At 62.3% G+C, this 17887-nt stretch carries 19 protein-coding genes; 12 read left to right on the top strand and 7 right to left on the bottom strand.

Going from position 1 to position 17887, the window contains the following annotated elements:
* The first annotated feature begins 609 nt into the window (after positions 1 to 609).
* Together MLGJGCBP_RS23985 and MLGJGCBP_RS23990 are read left to right on the top strand one after the other, a co-directional pair.
* On the top strand, positions 610 to 1380 hold the full coding sequence (locus tag MLGJGCBP_RS23985; RefSeq protein ID WP_160098599.1) for a helix-turn-helix domain-containing protein: 771 nt from the start codon (positions 610 to 612) through the stop codon (positions 1378 to 1380).
* On the top strand, positions 1377 to 1808 hold the full coding sequence (locus MLGJGCBP_RS23990) for a helix-turn-helix domain-containing protein (protein ID WP_160098601.1): 432 nt from the start codon (positions 1377 to 1379) through the stop codon (positions 1806 to 1808). The genes MLGJGCBP_RS23985 and MLGJGCBP_RS23990 overlap by 4 nt, the downstream gene beginning before the upstream one ends.
* On the opposite strand, the gene MLGJGCBP_RS23995 is transcribed toward MLGJGCBP_RS23990, so the two are convergent.
* The 3 genes from MLGJGCBP_RS23995 to MLGJGCBP_RS24005 are packed head-to-tail and all read right to left on the bottom strand — an operon-like array spanning position 1795 to position 4802.
* Entirely contained in the window at positions 1795 to 3165 is a 1371-nt protein-coding gene (locus MLGJGCBP_RS23995; RefSeq protein WP_268960772.1) for a cytochrome P450, read from the bottom strand. The two genes, MLGJGCBP_RS23990 and MLGJGCBP_RS23995, sit on opposite strands and share 14 nt — an antisense overlap.
* Before the next feature lie 30 nt (positions 3166 to 3195).
* On the bottom strand, positions 3196 to 4338 hold the full coding sequence (locus tag MLGJGCBP_RS24000) for a DUF6545 domain-containing protein (RefSeq protein ID WP_160098605.1): 1143 nt from the start codon (positions 4336 to 4338) through the stop codon (positions 3196 to 3198).
* Positions 4335 to 4802, bottom strand: a complete 468-nt coding sequence (locus tag MLGJGCBP_RS24005; RefSeq protein ID WP_236581335.1) for an ImmA/IrrE family metallo-endopeptidase — start codon at positions 4800 to 4802, stop codon at positions 4335 to 4337. The genes MLGJGCBP_RS24000 and MLGJGCBP_RS24005 overlap by 4 nt, the downstream gene beginning before the upstream one ends.
* A gap of 210 nt (positions 4803 to 5012) precedes the next feature.
* Between MLGJGCBP_RS24005 and MLGJGCBP_RS24010 the strand changes: the two genes are divergently transcribed.
* The 10 genes from MLGJGCBP_RS24010 to MLGJGCBP_RS24055 all read left to right on the top strand — a co-directional run bounded on the left by MLGJGCBP_RS24010 (position 5013) and on the right by MLGJGCBP_RS24055 (position 13456).
* Positions 5013 to 5351, top strand: a complete 339-nt coding sequence (locus tag MLGJGCBP_RS24010; protein WP_160098609.1) for a hypothetical protein — start codon at positions 5013 to 5015, stop codon at positions 5349 to 5351.
* A gap of 1107 nt (positions 5352 to 6458) precedes the next feature.
* Positions 6459 to 6833 carry a hypothetical protein gene (locus MLGJGCBP_RS52005; RefSeq protein WP_160098611.1) on the top strand — a complete coding sequence of 125 codons (375 nt, stop codon included), beginning with the start codon at positions 6459 to 6461 and terminating at the stop codon, positions 6831 to 6833.
* 71 nt (positions 6834 to 6904) lie between these two features.
* Complete coding sequence (locus MLGJGCBP_RS24020) at positions 6905 to 7372, top strand: FAS1-like dehydratase domain-containing protein (protein ID WP_328799594.1); 468 nt, start codon at positions 6905 to 6907, stop codon at positions 7370 to 7372.
* Complete coding sequence (locus MLGJGCBP_RS24025) at positions 7369 to 7782, top strand: MaoC/PaaZ C-terminal domain-containing protein (protein WP_160098613.1); 414 nt, start codon at positions 7369 to 7371, stop codon at positions 7780 to 7782. Before MLGJGCBP_RS24020 ends, MLGJGCBP_RS24025 begins: the two co-directional genes overlap by 4 nt.
* 1613 nt (positions 7783 to 9395) lie before the next feature.
* Positions 9396 to 10034, top strand: a complete 639-nt coding sequence (locus MLGJGCBP_RS24030; protein WP_160098615.1) for a ParA family protein — start codon at positions 9396 to 9398, stop codon at positions 10032 to 10034.
* Entirely contained in the window at positions 10031 to 10402 is a 372-nt protein-coding gene (locus tag MLGJGCBP_RS24035; protein ID WP_236581336.1) for a hypothetical protein, read from the top strand. The genes MLGJGCBP_RS24030 and MLGJGCBP_RS24035 overlap by 4 nt, the downstream gene beginning before the upstream one ends.
* A 215-nt stretch (positions 10403 to 10617) precedes the next feature.
* Positions 10618 to 11598, top strand: a complete 981-nt coding sequence (locus tag MLGJGCBP_RS24040) for a DUF2637 domain-containing protein (protein ID WP_160098617.1) — start codon at positions 10618 to 10620, stop codon at positions 11596 to 11598.
* 186 nt (positions 11599 to 11784) lie between these two features.
* Entirely contained in the window at positions 11785 to 12615 is an 831-nt protein-coding gene (locus MLGJGCBP_RS24045; RefSeq protein WP_160098619.1) for a hypothetical protein, read from the top strand.
* A gap of 371 nt (positions 12616 to 12986) precedes the next feature.
* On the top strand, positions 12987 to 13202 hold the full coding sequence (locus MLGJGCBP_RS24050; RefSeq protein ID WP_160098621.1) for a hypothetical protein: 216 nt from the start codon (positions 12987 to 12989) through the stop codon (positions 13200 to 13202).
* Complete coding sequence (locus MLGJGCBP_RS24055) at positions 13202 to 13456, top strand: helix-turn-helix domain-containing protein (protein ID WP_160098623.1); 255 nt, start codon at positions 13202 to 13204, stop codon at positions 13454 to 13456. Before MLGJGCBP_RS24050 ends, MLGJGCBP_RS24055 begins: the two co-directional genes overlap by 1 nt.
* 58 nt (positions 13457 to 13514) lie before the next feature.
* On the opposite strand, the gene MLGJGCBP_RS24060 is transcribed toward MLGJGCBP_RS24055, so the two are convergent.
* The 4 genes from MLGJGCBP_RS24060 to MLGJGCBP_RS24075 form a co-directional block, all read right to left on the bottom strand.
* On the bottom strand, positions 13515 to 13772 hold the full coding sequence (locus tag MLGJGCBP_RS24060; RefSeq protein ID WP_160098625.1) for a helix-turn-helix transcriptional regulator: 258 nt from the start codon (positions 13770 to 13772) through the stop codon (positions 13515 to 13517).
* A gap of 175 nt (positions 13773 to 13947) precedes the next feature.
* Positions 13948 to 14547 (bottom strand): recombinase family protein, encoded by a 600-nt coding sequence (locus tag MLGJGCBP_RS24065; RefSeq protein ID WP_160098627.1) that lies wholly within the window; start codon positions 14545 to 14547, stop codon positions 13948 to 13950.
* A gap of 132 nt (positions 14548 to 14679) precedes the next feature.
* Complete coding sequence (locus MLGJGCBP_RS24070; RefSeq protein ID WP_160098629.1) at positions 14680 to 15579, bottom strand: hypothetical protein; 900 nt, start codon at positions 15577 to 15579, stop codon at positions 14680 to 14682.
* Positions 15580 to 16488: 909 nt separating this feature from the next.
* Positions 16489 to 17301, bottom strand: a complete 813-nt coding sequence (locus tag MLGJGCBP_RS24075) for a hypothetical protein (RefSeq protein ID WP_160098631.1) — start codon at positions 17299 to 17301, stop codon at positions 16489 to 16491.
* Between the last annotated feature and the right edge of the window lie 586 nt (positions 17302 to 17887).

A 17887-nucleotide genomic window follows, 5' to 3' on the forward strand; every position in this document is an offset into this window, starting at 1 on the left:
GGCACTTACGAAAGAAGCCAGGGAGCGGAGGACCTGGGTGCAGACGTTCAGGCAGGCCAGCCCGGGAAGTTGCCGCCGAGGCCGAACAGGAGGGTGATCAGGAAGACCAGAAACATGACGAAAGTCCTTAGGTGAGAGTGGTGGTAGGTGCCTCGACGCGGGCAGGTGAATCAGAGGATCGGTTGAACGCAGATGTGCGGCGGAGAGTGGCGGACCATCGCGTGGCCTACTGGGCACGTCGGAAACCCCGGCAGGTAGAGGCTGTAGCAGGTGTGCCCGGGCTGACGACCACCGCAATGCTCGACTGCGACGTGTGGCCGGCGCCGTTGAGATGCCGGGATGACGCGTTGCTGTGAGTCGGCGTCGATTGCGGTCGTCTCTGACGGGCCGGATGGATCAACCCGAACGTGAACAGTCATCGGTGTCTCCCCTCGTTCTCTGGCGCCCAGCCGGCACGCGCAGAGCCCATCGGCCAACACCGATGTGGGACGAAGTTGCGGGCTTTGAGTGCAAAACTAGAGCGCACACGAATAGTATAAGCAGACCAAGCGAAAAACAAGCGAAAAAGTCTAACCGGTATTTCGTGTCGCCGGAAAGGTGGGAGGTGCGGTGATCGACGAACACGCAGCTCGGAGCCTTGACCGAAGTGAATTGCTGCTGCAGCTGACCGGTAGAGTTAGCGAAATGGCGGAGAGTGAGTTGATGCGATTCGGTCGACTCGTGGCCGACAGGCGAAAAGCCCTCGCTTTGACTCTCAAACAGCTGTCCGAGGCGGGCGGGCCCTCAGATGTCACGACCGGAAAGATCGAGCGTGGAGGGATTGAGGAACCCAGCGCACGGACACTGCGACGCCTAGACGCAGGACTTCGCTGGAAAGAAGGGTCGGCCGCCCGAACTCTGCTCGGAGGCGATCCAGTCCCGCTGGAAGAGCTTCCGGGTTCGGCTCCCGCTTTGGGAGGAGGCGCTGTCTCTGCGGGCCCAGACTCGGTGACTATGTCTCTATCGCTAGTCAGTGATCTGTCAGCTCTGGCAAAGCGGTTGGAGAATGTCTCAAAACAGGACGCGATCACGCGTGAGGACGTGACGGCAGTTGGTGCCGAACTTGACGTCCTTGTCGACAGAATCCTGCGATCCTGGGTGATTGCGCAGCTCGAAATGAAGGTTGGTCCGGATCGCGATCAACGGGACTTCATGGTGGAGATGCTCATCGGCGACTACCTGGACCGGAAGCCAGTTTCAGCAAGCAAATCCGACGAGATCGACCTGTTGTACATGCGATGGCTAACAGGACGCGCTACGGAAGATATAGACCCCGAGATGGACCGCCAATTCACAGCTCGATGGCAACAGGTCAAGAACAAGGAGAAGAAGCCGAAATGACGACCCACCTCTCCCCGTCACTGAGCCAGAAGCTCGACCGGATGCGCGATTTCTACCACCACCGCAACGAGCCCCGCCTGTCCTTGCAAGCGGTCGCCACGATGGCGGGGCGCAATCTCTCTCGCCCGGTGTCTGTAGAGCTGCTCGAGCGTGTAGAAGCCGGTGACGTGCAGCAACTCCCGACAGATGTTGGCGACGCCCTCTGCGACGCATTGGGCGTCGACCGGTCGTACCTACGCCCCGGGTCCGGACTCGACATCGACATCGATCAGCGACTTCGTCTCTGGATCGAGATCCGGGACCGGGGCATCGAGCACTTCCAGGCACGCGCGACGAGCGTGACCCGAGATGAGCTGGAAGACCTCATCGCCCACATCAGGACGATCCCGCTCACCGGTGACGACGAAGCGAAAGCTACACGCGGCTGAACTTGAGTCGCAGGTTCTTCGGCCGCAGCGTCAGAGTCTCCTCAACAACGAGTTCATAGCCCGGTTCCGGTTCGATGTCGAAGCGCTGCACGAGCGTGGCGAGAGCCAATGCCATCTCGTGCAGCGCAAACTGACGTCCAATGCACGAGCGAATGCCGGTGCCGAACGGCTTGAACAACTCGGGAGCGCGGCCGCGGTTCGCCTCAGGCGCAAACCGGTCAGGATTGAACTCCGCTGCGTCAGGCCCCCATGCTGCATCTCGCTGAGTCGCCAGCAGGAGCACAAAGACCCATTCACCCTTCGAGAAGGCGTAGTCACCGACAGTTGTGTCGTGCTTCGCAGCTCGGAAGAAGCCCGGCGCCGTCGGCCACAGACGTAGAGATTCGTTGATCACCTGGCGGGTATAGCGCAGTTTGGCGACGTCCTCGTATGCCGCGGCACGACCGCCGAAGACCGCGTTCGCCTCTTCACGCATGCGTCGGGCGACATCGGGATTCTGCGCGATGAAGTGCAGCGCGAAGCTGAGCGCATTGACCGAGGTTTCGTGACCGGCGATCAGGAAAGTGAGAACCTGATTCCGAATGTTCTCGGGATCGAGTGCGACATCGCTGTCCGAATGCAGCATGTGATCGAGCAAGTCAGGCCGGCGCTCCCCTGACTTGATTCGTTCCGCGATGACGTCGTCGACGGTGTCGACGAGTAGCTGGTAGTCCTTGCGGTTCTGCTCCTCATCCTTCCGGCGCAGCAGCTTGCCGACGAAGGGCACCGGGATCCCGGCCTTCTGGGCGTAGGTCAGCGTGCGGCTCATCGCAGCTACGAACGGGTGTTCCTGTGCTTGGGTGAAGGAGTCGAATGTGTAGTTGAATCCGCACCGTCCGATCACCTCGAGGGTGAGCTTGCCCATCTCCTCGACAGTCGGGATGTACGCCTCGCCTTGTCGCTCGATGCTCGCGGACAACTCGTCGACGGTCGCAGCCATGACACCGTGATAGGAGACCATCGCCTCTTTGGTGAATCCGGGCATGAGAACCTCATGGGCCTTCGCCCAGTTCGACTCCCAGTTGTAGGCCGTGAAGAGGCCGTCAGCGGCAATCGCGCGGAGATTCTCCAGCGGTCGCCCGATGAACTTCTCCCAATGCTCTTCGTCGAAGACAGTGGCAGCAAGCTCAGCTGAACCGACGAACGTGAGATCAGTGCCCATGATCGTGCGTCGGTAGATCGGGCCCAGTTCCCCGAAACGCTCGAGCGTCTTCTGGTTGGGCGCGTCCCGGTCCATCCCCAAGACGTCTCCGATGAACGGGATACGCTTCGGGGGATGTGGGATTCGCTTCGGCGCCTGTGAAATGGCAGTCGACACTTTCCAGTTCTCCAATACTGCTCGAAACGGCTAAACGCCGCGGGTCATGGTCCAGGCATCAGCGACGCGCAGGAGTTCCTCTTCATCTGTGAGCCACCGGGGCGGCGCATGAACGCTGTTGCGGTGGCTGGGGTGCGCTGACGCCTGATAGCGAACGAGTGCATCGGCCACCGCCTCGGCTCTCTCAGCAGGGCTGCGCTCCGCCTCTAGTCCGGTGGCCGGCATCCACGGCAACAACTGCAAAAGCGCATCCTCACACTCGATCCGCATCCGATGCTCACGCTCGATGCCCACCGATCCTTCCGTCGAGTCGAGCGTGACCTCGGGCATGGCGGTGATGAGTACCCGCCACATCGGCTCCAAGCGTCTGGCGGCGCGAGATGACGGGTCACTATTCAGGCGCGCCCGAATTGCGGGGATGACAGGCATCGCCGCGAGCAAGGACACCAGCGTGATGCTGGGGAGGAACAGCAGGTCATTCGCCTCCGAGCGCGCCTCGGTGAGCCAGTTCTCCCATCCGACCGCCAGCATCACAGCGCTCAGACCGCGCGTGAGGTGGTCGACCCCTGCGATCGTGCAGCTCACGATGGCGATTGAGGTGATAGCCACGTTCCTGCGGGTTCGTTCTGTGAGTAGCACCTTGATGCACCCGGCAATGACGAAGGCGAAGGCGATCGGCATCGGCGTCGCGTACAGCACGTGGTACAGCGCGGTGTGCCAGTCCTCGAGCTCCTCGATTGCGATGTCGGCACGTCGCGCGGACGAAGACACCCATGCCATTACCGACAACAAGGCGGCGAGGCCGGCGTACAGGGTCAAGATGATCCGTGGCCCGAACTTCTCCAGGTATGCCCACGATCGGACCATCAGAAAGCACGGGATCGCGGCGCATAGCGCCGCGGTGTGGGTCATCAAACGAATGTCACCGAGACTCAGCGCGGTGTGGGTCATCAAGATCTGCTGCAGCCAGCTCTCCCGCAAGAGTGCGGCGAGTAACCACCACGCCAATGCCAGAGTGAGCTGCCGATCGACCTGACGGCGACCGAGGAAGATGTTGCGCGCCACAATGACGACAACCATGGTGGCAAGCAGAACGAGGCTGTACGCGTACGGCAGCTCCGACGTCGCTTCTTTGATCAGCAGGTCGCTGGCGGCAAGGGGGGCCTCGCTCACTGGACCACCGTCGAGATGATGCGGTTGAAGTGTCCTCTGCCGTCATCGGCGATGCTGCCCTGCGAGAGCACAGCGAGCTTGGTGCCGAGCAGTTCCGCCTCGGCTTCGGTGGTGGTGTCAAAACTCGTCCGGCGCATCATGTACCTGATCGCATCCGGATCTATGCCGCTGGTCAGCGGGCTGTCGGTGGGGCTGAACGGCTCACCTTTGTGGCAGCAGAGGACGTGCCCGACCTCATGGAAGATTGTCTGCCGCTGATGTCGCTCACTGCGGTTGGGGTCGTACATGATGATGTCCTCATCCGCCAGGCCGAACAGGACTCCACAGCGGCGGTTGCCGATCACCGTGCCCTCCGGATACGGCAGCAGACGAATCGGGCGGCCGGTGTCTTTCTCCAGCCAAGCCAAAAACTCGTGCACTGTCCACGGTGGTGACAAAGGGATCCGGCTGAGGACCTCATCCACGCGTTTCGTGTGGTTACCCCCTACACGCATTGGCTGTCCTTCCCCCGAAGTTGACGGTGATGCACGACATAGGGCACGAAGCGCAACCATATCGAACCGCACGGTCGTAGTAATCTGGGCCAGGGAGTACGAAAAACCTACAAAGAATCAACAAAGTCGATTTCGTTCGGCGTGTCTGCGGGGTCCGAGCACCTTCCTGTAACAGGATAAGTGCGCACCATCGACCCGGAGAAAGGGGGCACTGTGCCGCTACCCAGTAAGGGACCCCGTGAGGCGATCCTGACGCGCGTCCCGCCCGCTGTTCGACAAGAACTCAACCGCCGCCGCGAAGAGCTCAACCGGCGGCGCGCAGCCATGAATGTTGTCGGCCCTGAAGTCTCCGAGTCGCAGTTCCTAGCCGATGTACTTGCGACGCTTGTCGGCCGCACTGACCTGAACGGTGAGGTCACAGCGGATTTGCTCGTGCCAATTTTCGACGGCACGTACAACGCCGAGAAGGCCGTCGCTGACGGAGAGGGCGTGCGGGAGGTGTTGCAGCTGTCTGCCTGATCTTCGAGAGAGCGATCTCAGCAACTCAATACTCAAATCAGCAGTAGCTCAAAACTAGGAAAACCCCCGACCTGGCGGGGCCGAGGGTGTTCCGAGTTCGAGTGAGACGAGCGCCAACTCGTCTCTACTGCGCTTCCCCTGAAGGGAACTGTCGTGCGTGACAGCTCTCATGATACCGCGCGTCTGTTTGCGCCGGTATTCAATACCACCCGTGTCGTCCATAACGATGCGATCGCGTGTACGAATCGTCCGCGTACTCGATCGCTGCCCTCCGGATATCGCACCGGACTGCCCCACTGCCCTCGCCTGGGTGTGGCGCGAACGGTCACCGAGCGAACCCTCGCCGGGAGGTTTTCGCGTGCCCGCAGCCCTGAGGCGCGTATCGCGATCACCCGGCAGATCGAGATACGCCGGAAGAGCGGCCCGATCCACCTCGAACTCGAGGAGGACGCCTACGCCGGCATCGCCTGCTGGCTTGGTCGCGAGCACTGGATCACCGTGGTCAAGGCCATCTTCACTGCCCGGTATCCCGAGATCCGTCCCATACTGGTCGCGGCCACTGGAGGTGGAGTGTCGCTCCGCACCGTGATCGCTATCGCCACGGAGATGGCGTCCGCTGCTGACTTCCGTACTGGCCGTGAGTCGCGACTTGCCGTCTCGACGGTCGTCACTCGTACCGGGCTCGGGGAGCGGACGGTGCAGCGAGCCCGTACCACCCTGCTGCTGCTCGGGGTGGCCACCGAGGTCTTTGCAGGTCGACGCCGTACGAAGGAGGAGCGGTACGACTCCCATGGCGTAAAGGACAAGAGCCGGGGATGGGCATCGGTGTGGGCGCTCCACCCGCCCAAGCCTGTGGATAACTCAGCCTGTGTTCGCCCAGGTCATACCAAGATGGCACCCCACCCCAGCGGGGAAATCTTTTGGTCTCTTCCCTCTCGTAAGAGGGTTATCTCTACAGGAAAAGCTGTGGAAAACGCCGCCGCTTCGCGCCGACCGGCCCGGACGAAGAGGCCTCCCCGGCGTAAGCGCCCACCGATCGACCGCAAGGGGCAATTGCTGGCCGCTCAGTGGCTCCGTGACCGCCGATCTCCGGCCTGGGCACGCCCAATGTCGGTGGACCAGTGGGCGAACGTTCTCGCCTCAGCCGCGGCCCACGGGTTCACCGGAGGAGACATCAACGCACTCCTGGACGAGGAAGCCCGGCGTCTCGGGCGCGGACTCACACCCGACCACCCGATCCTGTTCATGCAATGGCTCCTCAACAAGACCGATCTCGACTTCCCACCCCACGTCCTCGACGCAATCGCTCACGCCCAAGAAGCCGAGGCCCAGGCCGCAGAAAGCGAACGAACGAAAACCATGGTCGAGGAGGGCCAACGCAAACGGGCACAAGCAATCGCCGATCTCGACGGCCCCGGCCGGGCCGCCGCCCGCGCCATCGCCCAGCGCTGCGCGCAAAAGCGAACGTTCCGCACATCATGAGCGCCAACCGCCGAGTCCGCGTCCACCTGTCCAGGAGCGGACATACCGAGAGACGAGCACGCCGCGCAGATATGGTGACCGGCGTGTCTCTACTGAATCCCGAGCTCCCAGGCCGAGTCTTCACTGCCGGGGATCCATACCAAGTCGGCCGCGAAAAGATCCGCGAGTTCGCCCGCGCCGTGTCCGCCACAAGCCCGATCCATCACGACCCGGTGGCCGCTCAGCGGGCCGGCCACGCCGACGTCGTCGCTCCCCCGACCTTCACCACAGTCGTGCAGGGCGGCGCGGTGGACCACCTGATCACCGACCCCGACACGGGAATTGATCGCACCCGGCACGTTGCCGTTCACACAACCGAGAAACTCGACTTCAGCCGACACATCGTCGCAGGAGACGAGCTCACCACGATCCTCACGGTGACCGGCGTCACCGAACGCGGCGACGCCGCGATCATGAACACCACAAGCGAGATCCGAGACCGGGACGGTCACCACGTCGTCACCATCACCTCGTCGCTGATGATCGGAGCACCCCAATGACCCAGGCACAGACACTCGCCAAGGGCGACATCCTCGCCGAGGACACTCATCTCATCACTCGCGAAAGCCTGGTCCGATACGCAGGAGCAGCGGGAGACTTCAACTCCATCCACTACAGCGACCAGGCCGCCAAAGACGCCGGACTTCCCGGAGTCTTGGCCCACGGCATGCTTACCGGCGCGCTCGCCCTGCAAACCGTCATCGACTGGCTCGGCGGTGACTCGACACGAATCCGAAGCTACGAGACCCGCTTCACCCGCCCCGTAGTCGTCGATGCATCAGCGGGCGCCAAAGTCGTCGTCACCGCCAAGGTCGGGAAAGTCGAAGACGACAGCATCCGCGTCGATCTCGTTGTGAAGTGTGACGACACCACGGTGCTCGGAAAGACCCAGGCCACCGTCGCGCGTTAGGCCAGCGGCTACGCCGCGAGCATCGCGAAAGAGTGACTCCTCCTTCTGCGCACTGTGGGTTAGGTCCCCGAATACGCTGGGAAGGGCATCCGGGGGCCTAACACTCGCTACGAGGAGGGCGCTCCTGGTCATGAGTTGAGTGGGTCAAGGCGCCGCCCACAAGGCGTCGTCGTAGGTGAGCCAGGCGAACGACTACTCCGAATCACGTAGCGGAACTCGTCGGCGCGCAATGGTAGAGGTGCGGCGGCAATGGAGCCCGGCTTCTTCATCCATGCTCACGCCCCGTCCGCCCAACGGGGAGGAAAGGCCGACCCGCCGCAACCGGCCTACTTTCACACTGCCGAATGGTTCGCTCACTCGCAACCCGACACGCTGTCGGCGGCGGCGGAGATGTGCACGGTGCGGCGATGCTGATCCGGCGTAACCCACCCACTCCCCCATCGAAACGGGATGACTAGTCCTACCCAGGGGTCGACTGCGGCACATGGAACTGGGCGTGAGATCCGTAATTCCGTATATTCGCATATCAGTAAATACGTAGACGTACCGTTTGGGCTCGACCGCACTCGCTACCCAGGCGTGCGTGCACCGTGAAGGCGTGTCGTGCACGGTGGTTGACGTAACTCCGTAAGTCCGTAGATCCGTGAATCATTAGACGCGGACGATGAGGCAAGAGTGCACGCGCGACAAGTCTTGCGTTCCGGACCGCAACGGTCGTGCAGGCGAGCTCGGTCGGATTGCAGCACCATTCCCCTGCCGGAAGCTCGACCGAGATCCGACGCAGACCTTGCGGCCGCGATTGCACCCAGACCGCAAGTCCGTAGATCCGCAGATCCGTATTTGCGGAGCGACCCGACCGTCGTGCACTGCCGCGACCATAGTCGTGCAACCGCACCGCACGGGGGTATCCACCCCCGGCGGCCACGACGTAAGTCAGTAGATCCGTATTTCCGTAGGTCGGAACGGAGCCGCGACCGCCCACCACGGGCAACGAGCACTGCCAGGGCCAGCCGGCGGGCGAATATTCCTGCAAACGCTGACCGTAGATCCGCAAGTCCGTAGATCCGCAAGTCCGTAGATCCGCAAACCGGTAGCCGCGGGAGTCGGTCGGCCGGATATCGCACTGCCACGGCCGTGGTCGGCGCATAAGCCCGCACTGACCGCGACGAGAGCCCCCTGCCTTCGCAAGTCCGTAGATCCGCAGATCCGTAGAAGCGGAGCGGGTGCACGTGAATTGCACCGGCCGGCCTGGGGCCGCAATCATGCAAGGTCTTCGTGCAGCGTCGGCAACCGGGTCGTGCAGCTCCGCAACCGTTGCGCAGGGCCTTTGAGTCAGCGTTGCTGCGACGGTGCGAGGTGGGGTGCGCGGATGTACCACGCTGATCCGTAAATACGGATTTGCGGAAACACGGAAAGCCGTTTTTCCGCGTGTCAGTCCATCAGTAGATGCTGAAGTCCGCGTACGCTGACCTCCGTAGATCCGCTAGTACGCACCTTGCAGTTCGTGCGACTCAGCTTGTACGCCCGCAAAATTCGGGGTCTACCAGTGCAAATTCATGCGGACACACGGAAATACGGAAACACGTAGGAGCGGACATGCGGAAGTGGGAGACATGCTTGTCATCACAACACTGAATCTGAAGGGTGGTTCCTCGAAAACCACGTCAGCCGCCTTCATCGCCCACGCACTCCACGAATCGGGACTCAAGGTCCTCGCCGTTGACGCAGACGGAGAGAACGAGTCACTTCTGCAGTGGGGGAGTCTCGGTGAATGGCCTTTCCCGGTCATCGGCATGGCTGTCCCGAACTTGCACAGGCAGCTGCCGGGTATTGCGAACGGCAAGTACGACGCTGTGGTCATCGACACGCCGCCGATGAAGGAGCAGCGAAGTATCGTGCTCTCGGCTGCACGACTTGCAACGCACGTAGTCTGCCCGATGGCCCCGACTCCGATGGAGTACAACCGACTTCCCGCGGTGCGGCAATTGCTCGTGGAAGTCACCGAACTTCGGGATGGGGACGCGCCGATCTTTGCGGTCCTGTTCACCCGGACCGTTGCAAATGCGGCTTCGACGGAGGGGTATCGAGAAGCGGTTGCAGAAGAAGGTGACCTTGTTCTCAAGCCAACTGTTGGCCGCCTCGAGCGCTACGCCCAGGCGTTCGGGTTGCCGATCGAGAATGCACTCAACTCGGCCTATGGGGATGCGGTGAGCGAGCTCCTCGACCTCGAAGTGCAGAAGGAGATCGCATGACTTCCGCAAAAGATCGGATCCGCGCGGGTGCCGAGCGTGCGCGAATGCAAGCGGTGGTGCAACCCCAACCGGGGGAGGATCAAGAGCCAGTAGCGGCGGCCCCAGTGACGAGGGTGCAAGAAGACAAGCCCCGTAAGGCTGCTGTTCGCGCGGTTATCGCTCCCCGTCAGAAGGACATCCGTAAGAACGTCGATCTCTCGCCCGATCAGAATGACCGGCTGGGGGACTGGCAGCGCGCCGCAGCAAGAGAACTCGGCGTAGCCCGAGTGACGGCCCAGGACGTGCTTGTTGCACTCGTGGAAAGACTCCTTGCAGATCCCGACCTGAGCGAGCAGGTCAAGAAGGACCTGCACAGCACCCGTTTCTAGTTGCAAATCCGTAAATCCGTAAACACGAGGATCCGTAAACGCGGATACGGGGAAGTCCTGCCGGCGCGCACCGACGGACCCCCTTAGACACACAGGCCACCGCAGCCGCAGATGCGGAAACACGCAACGGTCGACCGCACACGCAGCGGGGCCCGCCGGGGAGTTGCAGCTCCGTGTGGCGGGCCCCTCACCAGGAATCTGGAGGTTTCCCAGCTATGGCAGACGATACAACTCAGGATGCACCACCGTTGCGGGCGAGCACGCTCGCGTTGACCGCTGTTGGCCTGATGGCAGTGGGGATGGGCGCGCTCGCCTTCACGCTGTCGTTCGATTCGCTCCGGCAGCTCGCCGTTGAGATCGGCGTACGCCCCGGATTCTCCTGGATGGCACCCGTTGCAATCGACATTGCGCAGGCTGCCGCAACGTTCGGTTATGTTGAGCTGAAAGCTGAGAGGCACCGCTGGTCCCGTCGGTATTGCCTGGCGTTTGCCGTGGGGGCTGTGGGGCTGAGCGTTGCTGGCAACGGCTACCACGCCTACCAGCTCGCAGTGCGAAACGCTGCTCGTGTTGCAGCGGGAGAGGATCTCGGCTTCATCCCGCAACCGGCACCCGCTGCGTTAGGCATGGCGATGATCTTCCCGCTGCTGTGGCTGGGACTGATGCACATGTCGACCCTGATGTTGCGTGCCTTCCGTGAAGAGCGTGCACACGCGTTGCAGGGGCCTACGGGCGAGCCCTCACCGGTTATCGAGCGAGCAGGATCCATCGCACCGGCAACCTACGAGGCTGCACCCGAAGCCGCACCGGTGGCGCAACAGGTCGAAGCAACCGCTGACCTCGGCGCCACTCGAACCGGAAACGTCAACATCGTTGAGCCGCCCAGGCAACAGGACGAACCAGTTGTACCGCGGACCCGCAACGGGTGGCCGCAGACCCACGAAGGACTCACCCAGTTCCTCACGGAATGCGCGCTGCCCGAGCCGGTGAAGGAGGTTGCGGAAATGCTTGTGCGTGAACCGCACCTCAAGCAGGTCACCGTTGCACAGCAGATCAACGTGGACCGATCCACTGTGTGCAGACGATGGAAGGCGTTCGTCGCCGCCGCGGAAGACGAGGGCTTCTCCGTGCCTCCACTGCCGCAACCGTTCGACACCGAGACCGACTTCCGGCCCGCACGAGAACTACAGCCCGCGTAAACATGTCCCGTTGCATGGCCGGAGCGAACTGCCGTCAACGTTGGCGGCAGTTCCTCCGGCCAGCAACGCTGTTGTCACGTGATGAAATGGGTGGCAAAGCTCCGCTGGAGGTCTTTCGGTTTCTCCGCGAGTGTTAGGCCGTTCCGGGGCGATGCACCATCCTGATCCCTTCGCAGCGAAAAGACGGTGATCGAGTTGACCGACGCGATGCACGTCGCCCGCGAGTGGGTGGTCGAACAACTCCGTTTCCCCCAACGTGCACCGCGTACAACGGCCGTCATCGCCTGGTCCCACGTCTCCGCAACAACACAGTCGGCGGTCGCCGGCCTCTCGAACGTGATCATCGACCCGAACGAGATCGTTGCACAGCCGAGTTGGTGGCGCCGCGTCACGGGCCGCCCTTGCGGATACCCGCAACTGACAACCGGGCAGCGTGCAGAGCTTCGACAAGCGCACACGTCGTTGCACTGGCCGTTGCGGGAGGAGGGGCCCGAGATCCGCCTGGTTGCAGTCGCCGAGGACGTTGTTGCACGCGTTGTTTCCCACGCCGCATGGAAGCACCCGCTACTCGACGGCCACCGAACCGTCCTCGGGTTCACCATCGAGCTACACCTGGTCGCGGCCGCGGCACACGACCTGTTCAGCCTGCGCGCGAACACCCCAGCGGTCCCGGACAACGACATCACCGACAACCTCGCCAGAGCACGCGCCGAATGGGAACGCCGGCAGGTGGTTGCTGCCAAGGCGGAGGCTGGTCTCATCGACCGAGTCGCAGCACTCCGCGCCTACGAGGCCGCGCTGACACCTATCGCAACGAGCGTGCACAACCTCCACGCCGTCACCGAGATGGCAACCGGGGGAGCGGACGTCGACCGACTCTACGAAGACATCGTCGGCGCCGAGTACTCAATCGAGCGGACCTCCGCGCTACGCAACGACATCGACGACATCCGCGCAGCCCTCGAATCCCAGGTCGCCTACCTCGACAGTCTCATCGGACCACACCGGAATGCATGAGTGAGTTCATGCATGCATTGCGTTAACTGATGCCGGCATCGGTGCCGCTGCGACACCGTTTCGCTCGAACGAGCTGGTTGCACAGCCTGTGTTGGTGGCGTGCAGAGCCTTCCGGAGGCGCACACCGTCGTTGCACACGGAGGTGGCAGAGATCGGCCTGTTGCAGTCGCAGTGGGCGGTGTTGCACGCGCTGTTTCCTCGGCGGGCGCACCCGCGTAGGCGCGCGCCGATCCTCCGTGCAGCCCAGCGCAAACGAACATGAGGCCGACTGAAACGAGGCCCACAGCCCGGATAGCCTCACCAGAAGACGGTCGGGGTGGCGTCGGTAGCGCCCACCCCGACCTGATCACCGAACGAACAGGACTCGAACGATGACCAACACCAGTATCGAACCCCAGCCCCTCCACCGCGACGACATGACCGCTGAGCAGCGGTTCCACTACGTCCAGGTGACCCTCGATGCCCGCCGGTCCGGTCGGCCGGCCCCGGTGGATCCGGACGGCTACGTGAACCATGACGACCTGGCCGCGTGGATCCGTGACCAGGCTGAACTCCCGAACGCGGCGACCCTCGCCGCCGTGTCCTGATGGGCCAGAAGACGACCGAACCGGGTGAGATCTCCGTGCAGTTCGGGAAGGTGGTCGCTCACGCGATGATCGACGCCGGGATCACGACGAACACCCAGCTGGCGGAGATGACCGGGATAAGTGGTCCGACCATCGGGCGCATTCTCCGCGGTACCCGCGTGACACCGGTCGAGGAGGCGGTCCTGATCGCGAAGGCGCTCGGGATCCCCCTCAGCAAGCTGATTGCCGCGATGGAAAAGCGCCTGACCAGCTAATAGGACCCAACCGAACCCCAGCCCTTCCCTGCGGGTTGGGGTCTTGTCGTGTCCGGGGTCAGTACGCGGGCAGTCCGTCGCCGCGCTTCTGGGTGGACCCCTCCAGTTCGGCATTGACCAGCTTCAGGAACTCGAACCAGGGCATCTCGAACGCTGTCGAGATCCCCTGCATGTGCCGAATGTTCATGGGAATCTTCGTGGTTTCGAGTCGAAGAATGGTCGACCGACCAAGACCGGCCGCCTTCGCGAGGTCGTCCTGCGACCAGCGCCGGATGATCCGCTGGATACGCATCTGGTTCGCGATCGCGGTGCTCATAGGGTCAGTTTCGGTGCTGGGTGTGTCCATAACGACCTACTTAACACCGAGTGGACAGTCACAGACCCGGTCCGCGCGAGGCTGGCGCGCGTGTCTCAGGGTGCCAATGGCCGACGGTGCTGCCGCGACACCGCTCCGCGCTGACTTGCCGCCTTATGCCAGCTGGTGGCGTTGCTCAGTGGTCGGCGGGGGAGGTGGGTGCGTTCCGTCGGGCCTTCTCGCGGGCGAGGTACTTGTACAGGCCTGGCTGGCTGAGATTGAAACGCTTCGTCAGCTCTACGACGGAATGCCCCGCGTTGTGCAGGTCGTAAAGTTCCGACTGTTGCGCAGGGTTGAGGAGTGGCTTGCGGCCGGCGAAACCGCCCGCAGCCTTACGGCGGGCATTGCCCTCCATCGTGCGCAGACGAATCAGGCCGGACTCGAACTCGGCGAAGGTGGTCGACAACATCGCGAACACCGTTCGCCCAATAGGATCCCGCGGGTCGTGGACCGTGCCGTCGAACATCAACAGCACATCGCGGGCCTGGAGATCGGTGGCGATCGCGCTGAGATCGGCGACCGAGCGTGCCAGCCGATCCAGCGAGGTAACGACCAGGGTGTCCCGCGCGGACAACGCCGACAAGGCCGCAGTCAACCCTGGTCGGGGCCTGTCCGTGCCCGTCAGGCCGTGATCCACATAGATGGATTCGCCGTCCACGCCTAACACTCGCAGCTGATCACGCTGGCCTTGTTCGTCGTCCGCGGACGACGAACAGCGTGCGTACCCGGTCAACATCCAACCATCGTATTCTACGAATAGACCTCTTCACGTAGTCACGACCGTCGGGTCCGCCTCATCTGCTGGTTCTTGGTATCGCTGCCCCTCAGGACCAGGTGCGACTCCGCGACGCACTATCTATGGCGCGCGTCAGCTTAGTATCGGCACCCATGTCTGTGGAACGGATGTGCTAGTTTTATCCGGCCATACGAACACAAAATTTTGTGGGCCTGGTTGATATTCAAGCCTCGGGGCATTCGCCACAATTACATTGTCAAAGACGCCTTCTCCGTGCATCCAGGCTATAAACCTTGCTGCATCAATGGCATCACCCACTAGCCCCACGGGCCCGAGGATATGTTTCCCGATTTTCGCCACCCATTTCTTGTTGTCCCAGACTAACTGTGCGCCGCGTTTAATGGCCTTTCCGACACTTGCGTACGACATTGGCAGCACTTGTTGTTGGAATCTCGGAGGTCCCCAACCTGATCTATCCCACGGGTCAATTACCGTGGGACCGCTGCGGTCGATCAAGAAATTAGCCAGTTCGGCTTGCCGTGCATTCAAGCTGGCGTGATCGGCGATGGCTTCGAGGACGCTCTCGTTAGGTGCACGTGTGCTCAAATCAATGCTTGGCTCGTATTTTATTGGCAATGACCAAGCAGGGATGTATTTCGATGTCGTGTTCATCAAGTCCGGAGGACGCGCCATCGATCCATAGAATCGAGGTTCCAGGTAGGAAGGCGCTGGAGGTAGTGGGGTCTGCGCCCATGTTGGCTTGAAGACGTTAGGCGGATCCCGTCTGATAGTCCACGGAACCGGGTTGTACTTCCCGCTATTGAGTATCTCATTAGTAGAGAGTGCGGACCGGGCGTAAATTGAAATATTCTCGTCGATGTTCCAGTCGGGCGGAGATGAATAGATGGATCTAATTCTGTCGAATGCGGCCTGATCGCACCATTTACTATTGGCGTACGACGCCCACTTCTCCCGAATTTTGAGAGCCTCGTTAGATTCTCCAGGACGACGGTGCACTGGGGATAGATCCATGCTGACACCTCTGCTGCGAAATAATCGACTGAACATAGGATGTTCTCGGATATAGAAACCCCGAAAGCTTGAGCTTGACTCCCTTCGGTCCAGTACCTCCGAAACATTACTCTTGTCGCAAGATCGCTAATATCAGTTTCGCAGAAGCATTGCGCTGCAGCAAAGTCGTTCAGTCGGCGCCGCTTGAAGAGAGGGCAGGTGCGGGCCCCTCCCCTTTTGGAGGCAGCTGGTCGCCTGGACTCCGGCCGCTTTGACGAGTCCTACAGTCTCAGATTCGACCATTTCTTATACACCGGGTCGTGAGACACACGTGACCCAAGGTCTGTCTGTAGGTGAGCGTCTACGGATCGACGGACATGCGGATCTACGGATCTACGGATCTCACCACCCGTGACGGAGTGGTCGTCTCGGTGGACTCTGGCGAGCTATCTCTCTGTCCGTCGAATCCGGCGCGACGGCTGTCCGGCGTTCCCATCCGGGCCCCATGCGGAGGAAGTTCTCGGATCGAAGGTGCCCCAGAAATGGTCATTTCCGAGACACCGAAACGCGAGACACCGTCGGGCTAACGCCGCAAGTGAGGGCTGCTCGAGCAGATCGGCACGTTGGGGGAGGTCTACCGGTCAATCCGAAGTCGAAAGTTATCAAACTGTGACGTGTCTCAGAAACCCGTCTCAGCCCCTGAGTCGCCCGCTCGTGGGTGTCGGACGTTTCTGAGACAGTCTTGCTCTGTGAGCGCCGTATTGGGTGTCAGTCTCAGAAGTCGGCTGCACTGCATCAATACTCGACTGCACGGGGATGTTCCGGGCTGGGTAACCACTTGTGCGTCGATCTCGTCGAACACTGCAGCCGGACAGCACGGGCCCTGGGCCCCCGCTACCGGACCCGGCGCTCACCGCGGGACGTTCTCGCCTATGCGCGGCTGCGAGCGTCGGCGAGATCGGCACGTAGCTCTTCGGCTCGTTCACGGGCGGCAGTTGCTTGCGCCAGGGCGGTCGCGAGATCGGCTTTGGTGGTGGCGAGTTCGTCGCGGACTTCGTCCACGCGGGCGCGTTCGGACTGCACCGCGGATCGAGCGTCGTGGAGGTCCGATTCGAGGCGGTCGATCGTCGCCGCGGCGGCAGCGGAGGCGCGGTCCGCTTCCTTGCGGACCAGGGTGATCTCGTTCTCGCGCTCGGTCGCCCGGGTACGCAGGGATTCGACGAGGCGATGCTGCTCGGCAATCTCCTCCTCGTGGGCGGCCGTCAGCGCGCGCACCTGCTCGGTGTGCTGACGCCGGGCGTCGGCCAATTCGGCGGCGGATTCCTCTGCCGTCCGCTCCGCGGCCTGGGCGGCGGCATCGGCATTGGTTCGGTCGTCGAGCGCTGTGTCGAGTTGGTCGCGGAGCTGCTCGAGTTCGGCGGCGGCGTCGGCCCGCACCTTGTCCGCGGTTACCTGGGCGCGGCGCAGGTGCGCATCGATGGCGGCGGGATCTCCGAGACGGTCGACGGCGCTGGTGATCCGGTCGGCGACCGCGGACAGCTTCGCTACGGCGTCACCGGTTTCCTGCCGTAGCAGCGGCAGGGCCTGAGTGAGCGTGGCCGCAGCCTCGGCCGGATCCGGCGGTGTCTCCGGGGTGTCCGGCGCGGCCTGGGTGGTCTTCTCCTTCTGCCTGGCGCGCCAGGCCCGAACCCGGTCGGCGTCCGACGGATACTCCCGGGGTCTACCCGGCTTGCGCTCGCCCATGGGGAAATCGTATCGGCTAATTCATTTCATATCGTTACGCTCGCTGCGGCTGCCCGCCCGGATCCGGGCGCTGCATTGGAGTCGTTCGGAATGCGCTCTTCCGGTGCGTCGGGTCAGGGTTGTCCGATGCGGGATCGCCGACCTGCGATTCGACCACCGCCCCGGCGTTGAAGAGGGGTGGGGGATTGACACGTCCCCTGTTGTGCGTTCCCCAGTCGAGCGATATGTCCTGACTCAGTGGATCTGGCGAGATCGCAGCGGCCGCACCTGCTGTTCGCCAGGTCTATTCAGTCGCCGCGGCGACTTCGGACTCAAAGAACGTGGCGAGCATGGAACTCGGTGCCTCGATTCATTCCCGATCGCTGGGGTGACCACCTTGGATTCGGCAGGTTCGCTGAGCCGTCCGCCAGATAGACCGCCACACTCGCCAGATTCACTGAGTCGTCGCCACCTTCACCGAGTCAGGACACGATAGGTACTGGGCAGCGAATGTCCATTTTGTCTGTTGTTGTAGCTTCTCGTTGAAGAGTTCGGATTCTCATTGAAAGTTCGTGCGTCGTTCGGATTCGAATGATTGCTGAGAATC

This window comes from Rhodococcus sp. T7, from assembly GCF_009872365.1.
Classification (GTDB): Bacteria; Actinomycetota; Actinomycetes; order Mycobacteriales; family Mycobacteriaceae; genus Rhodococcus_F.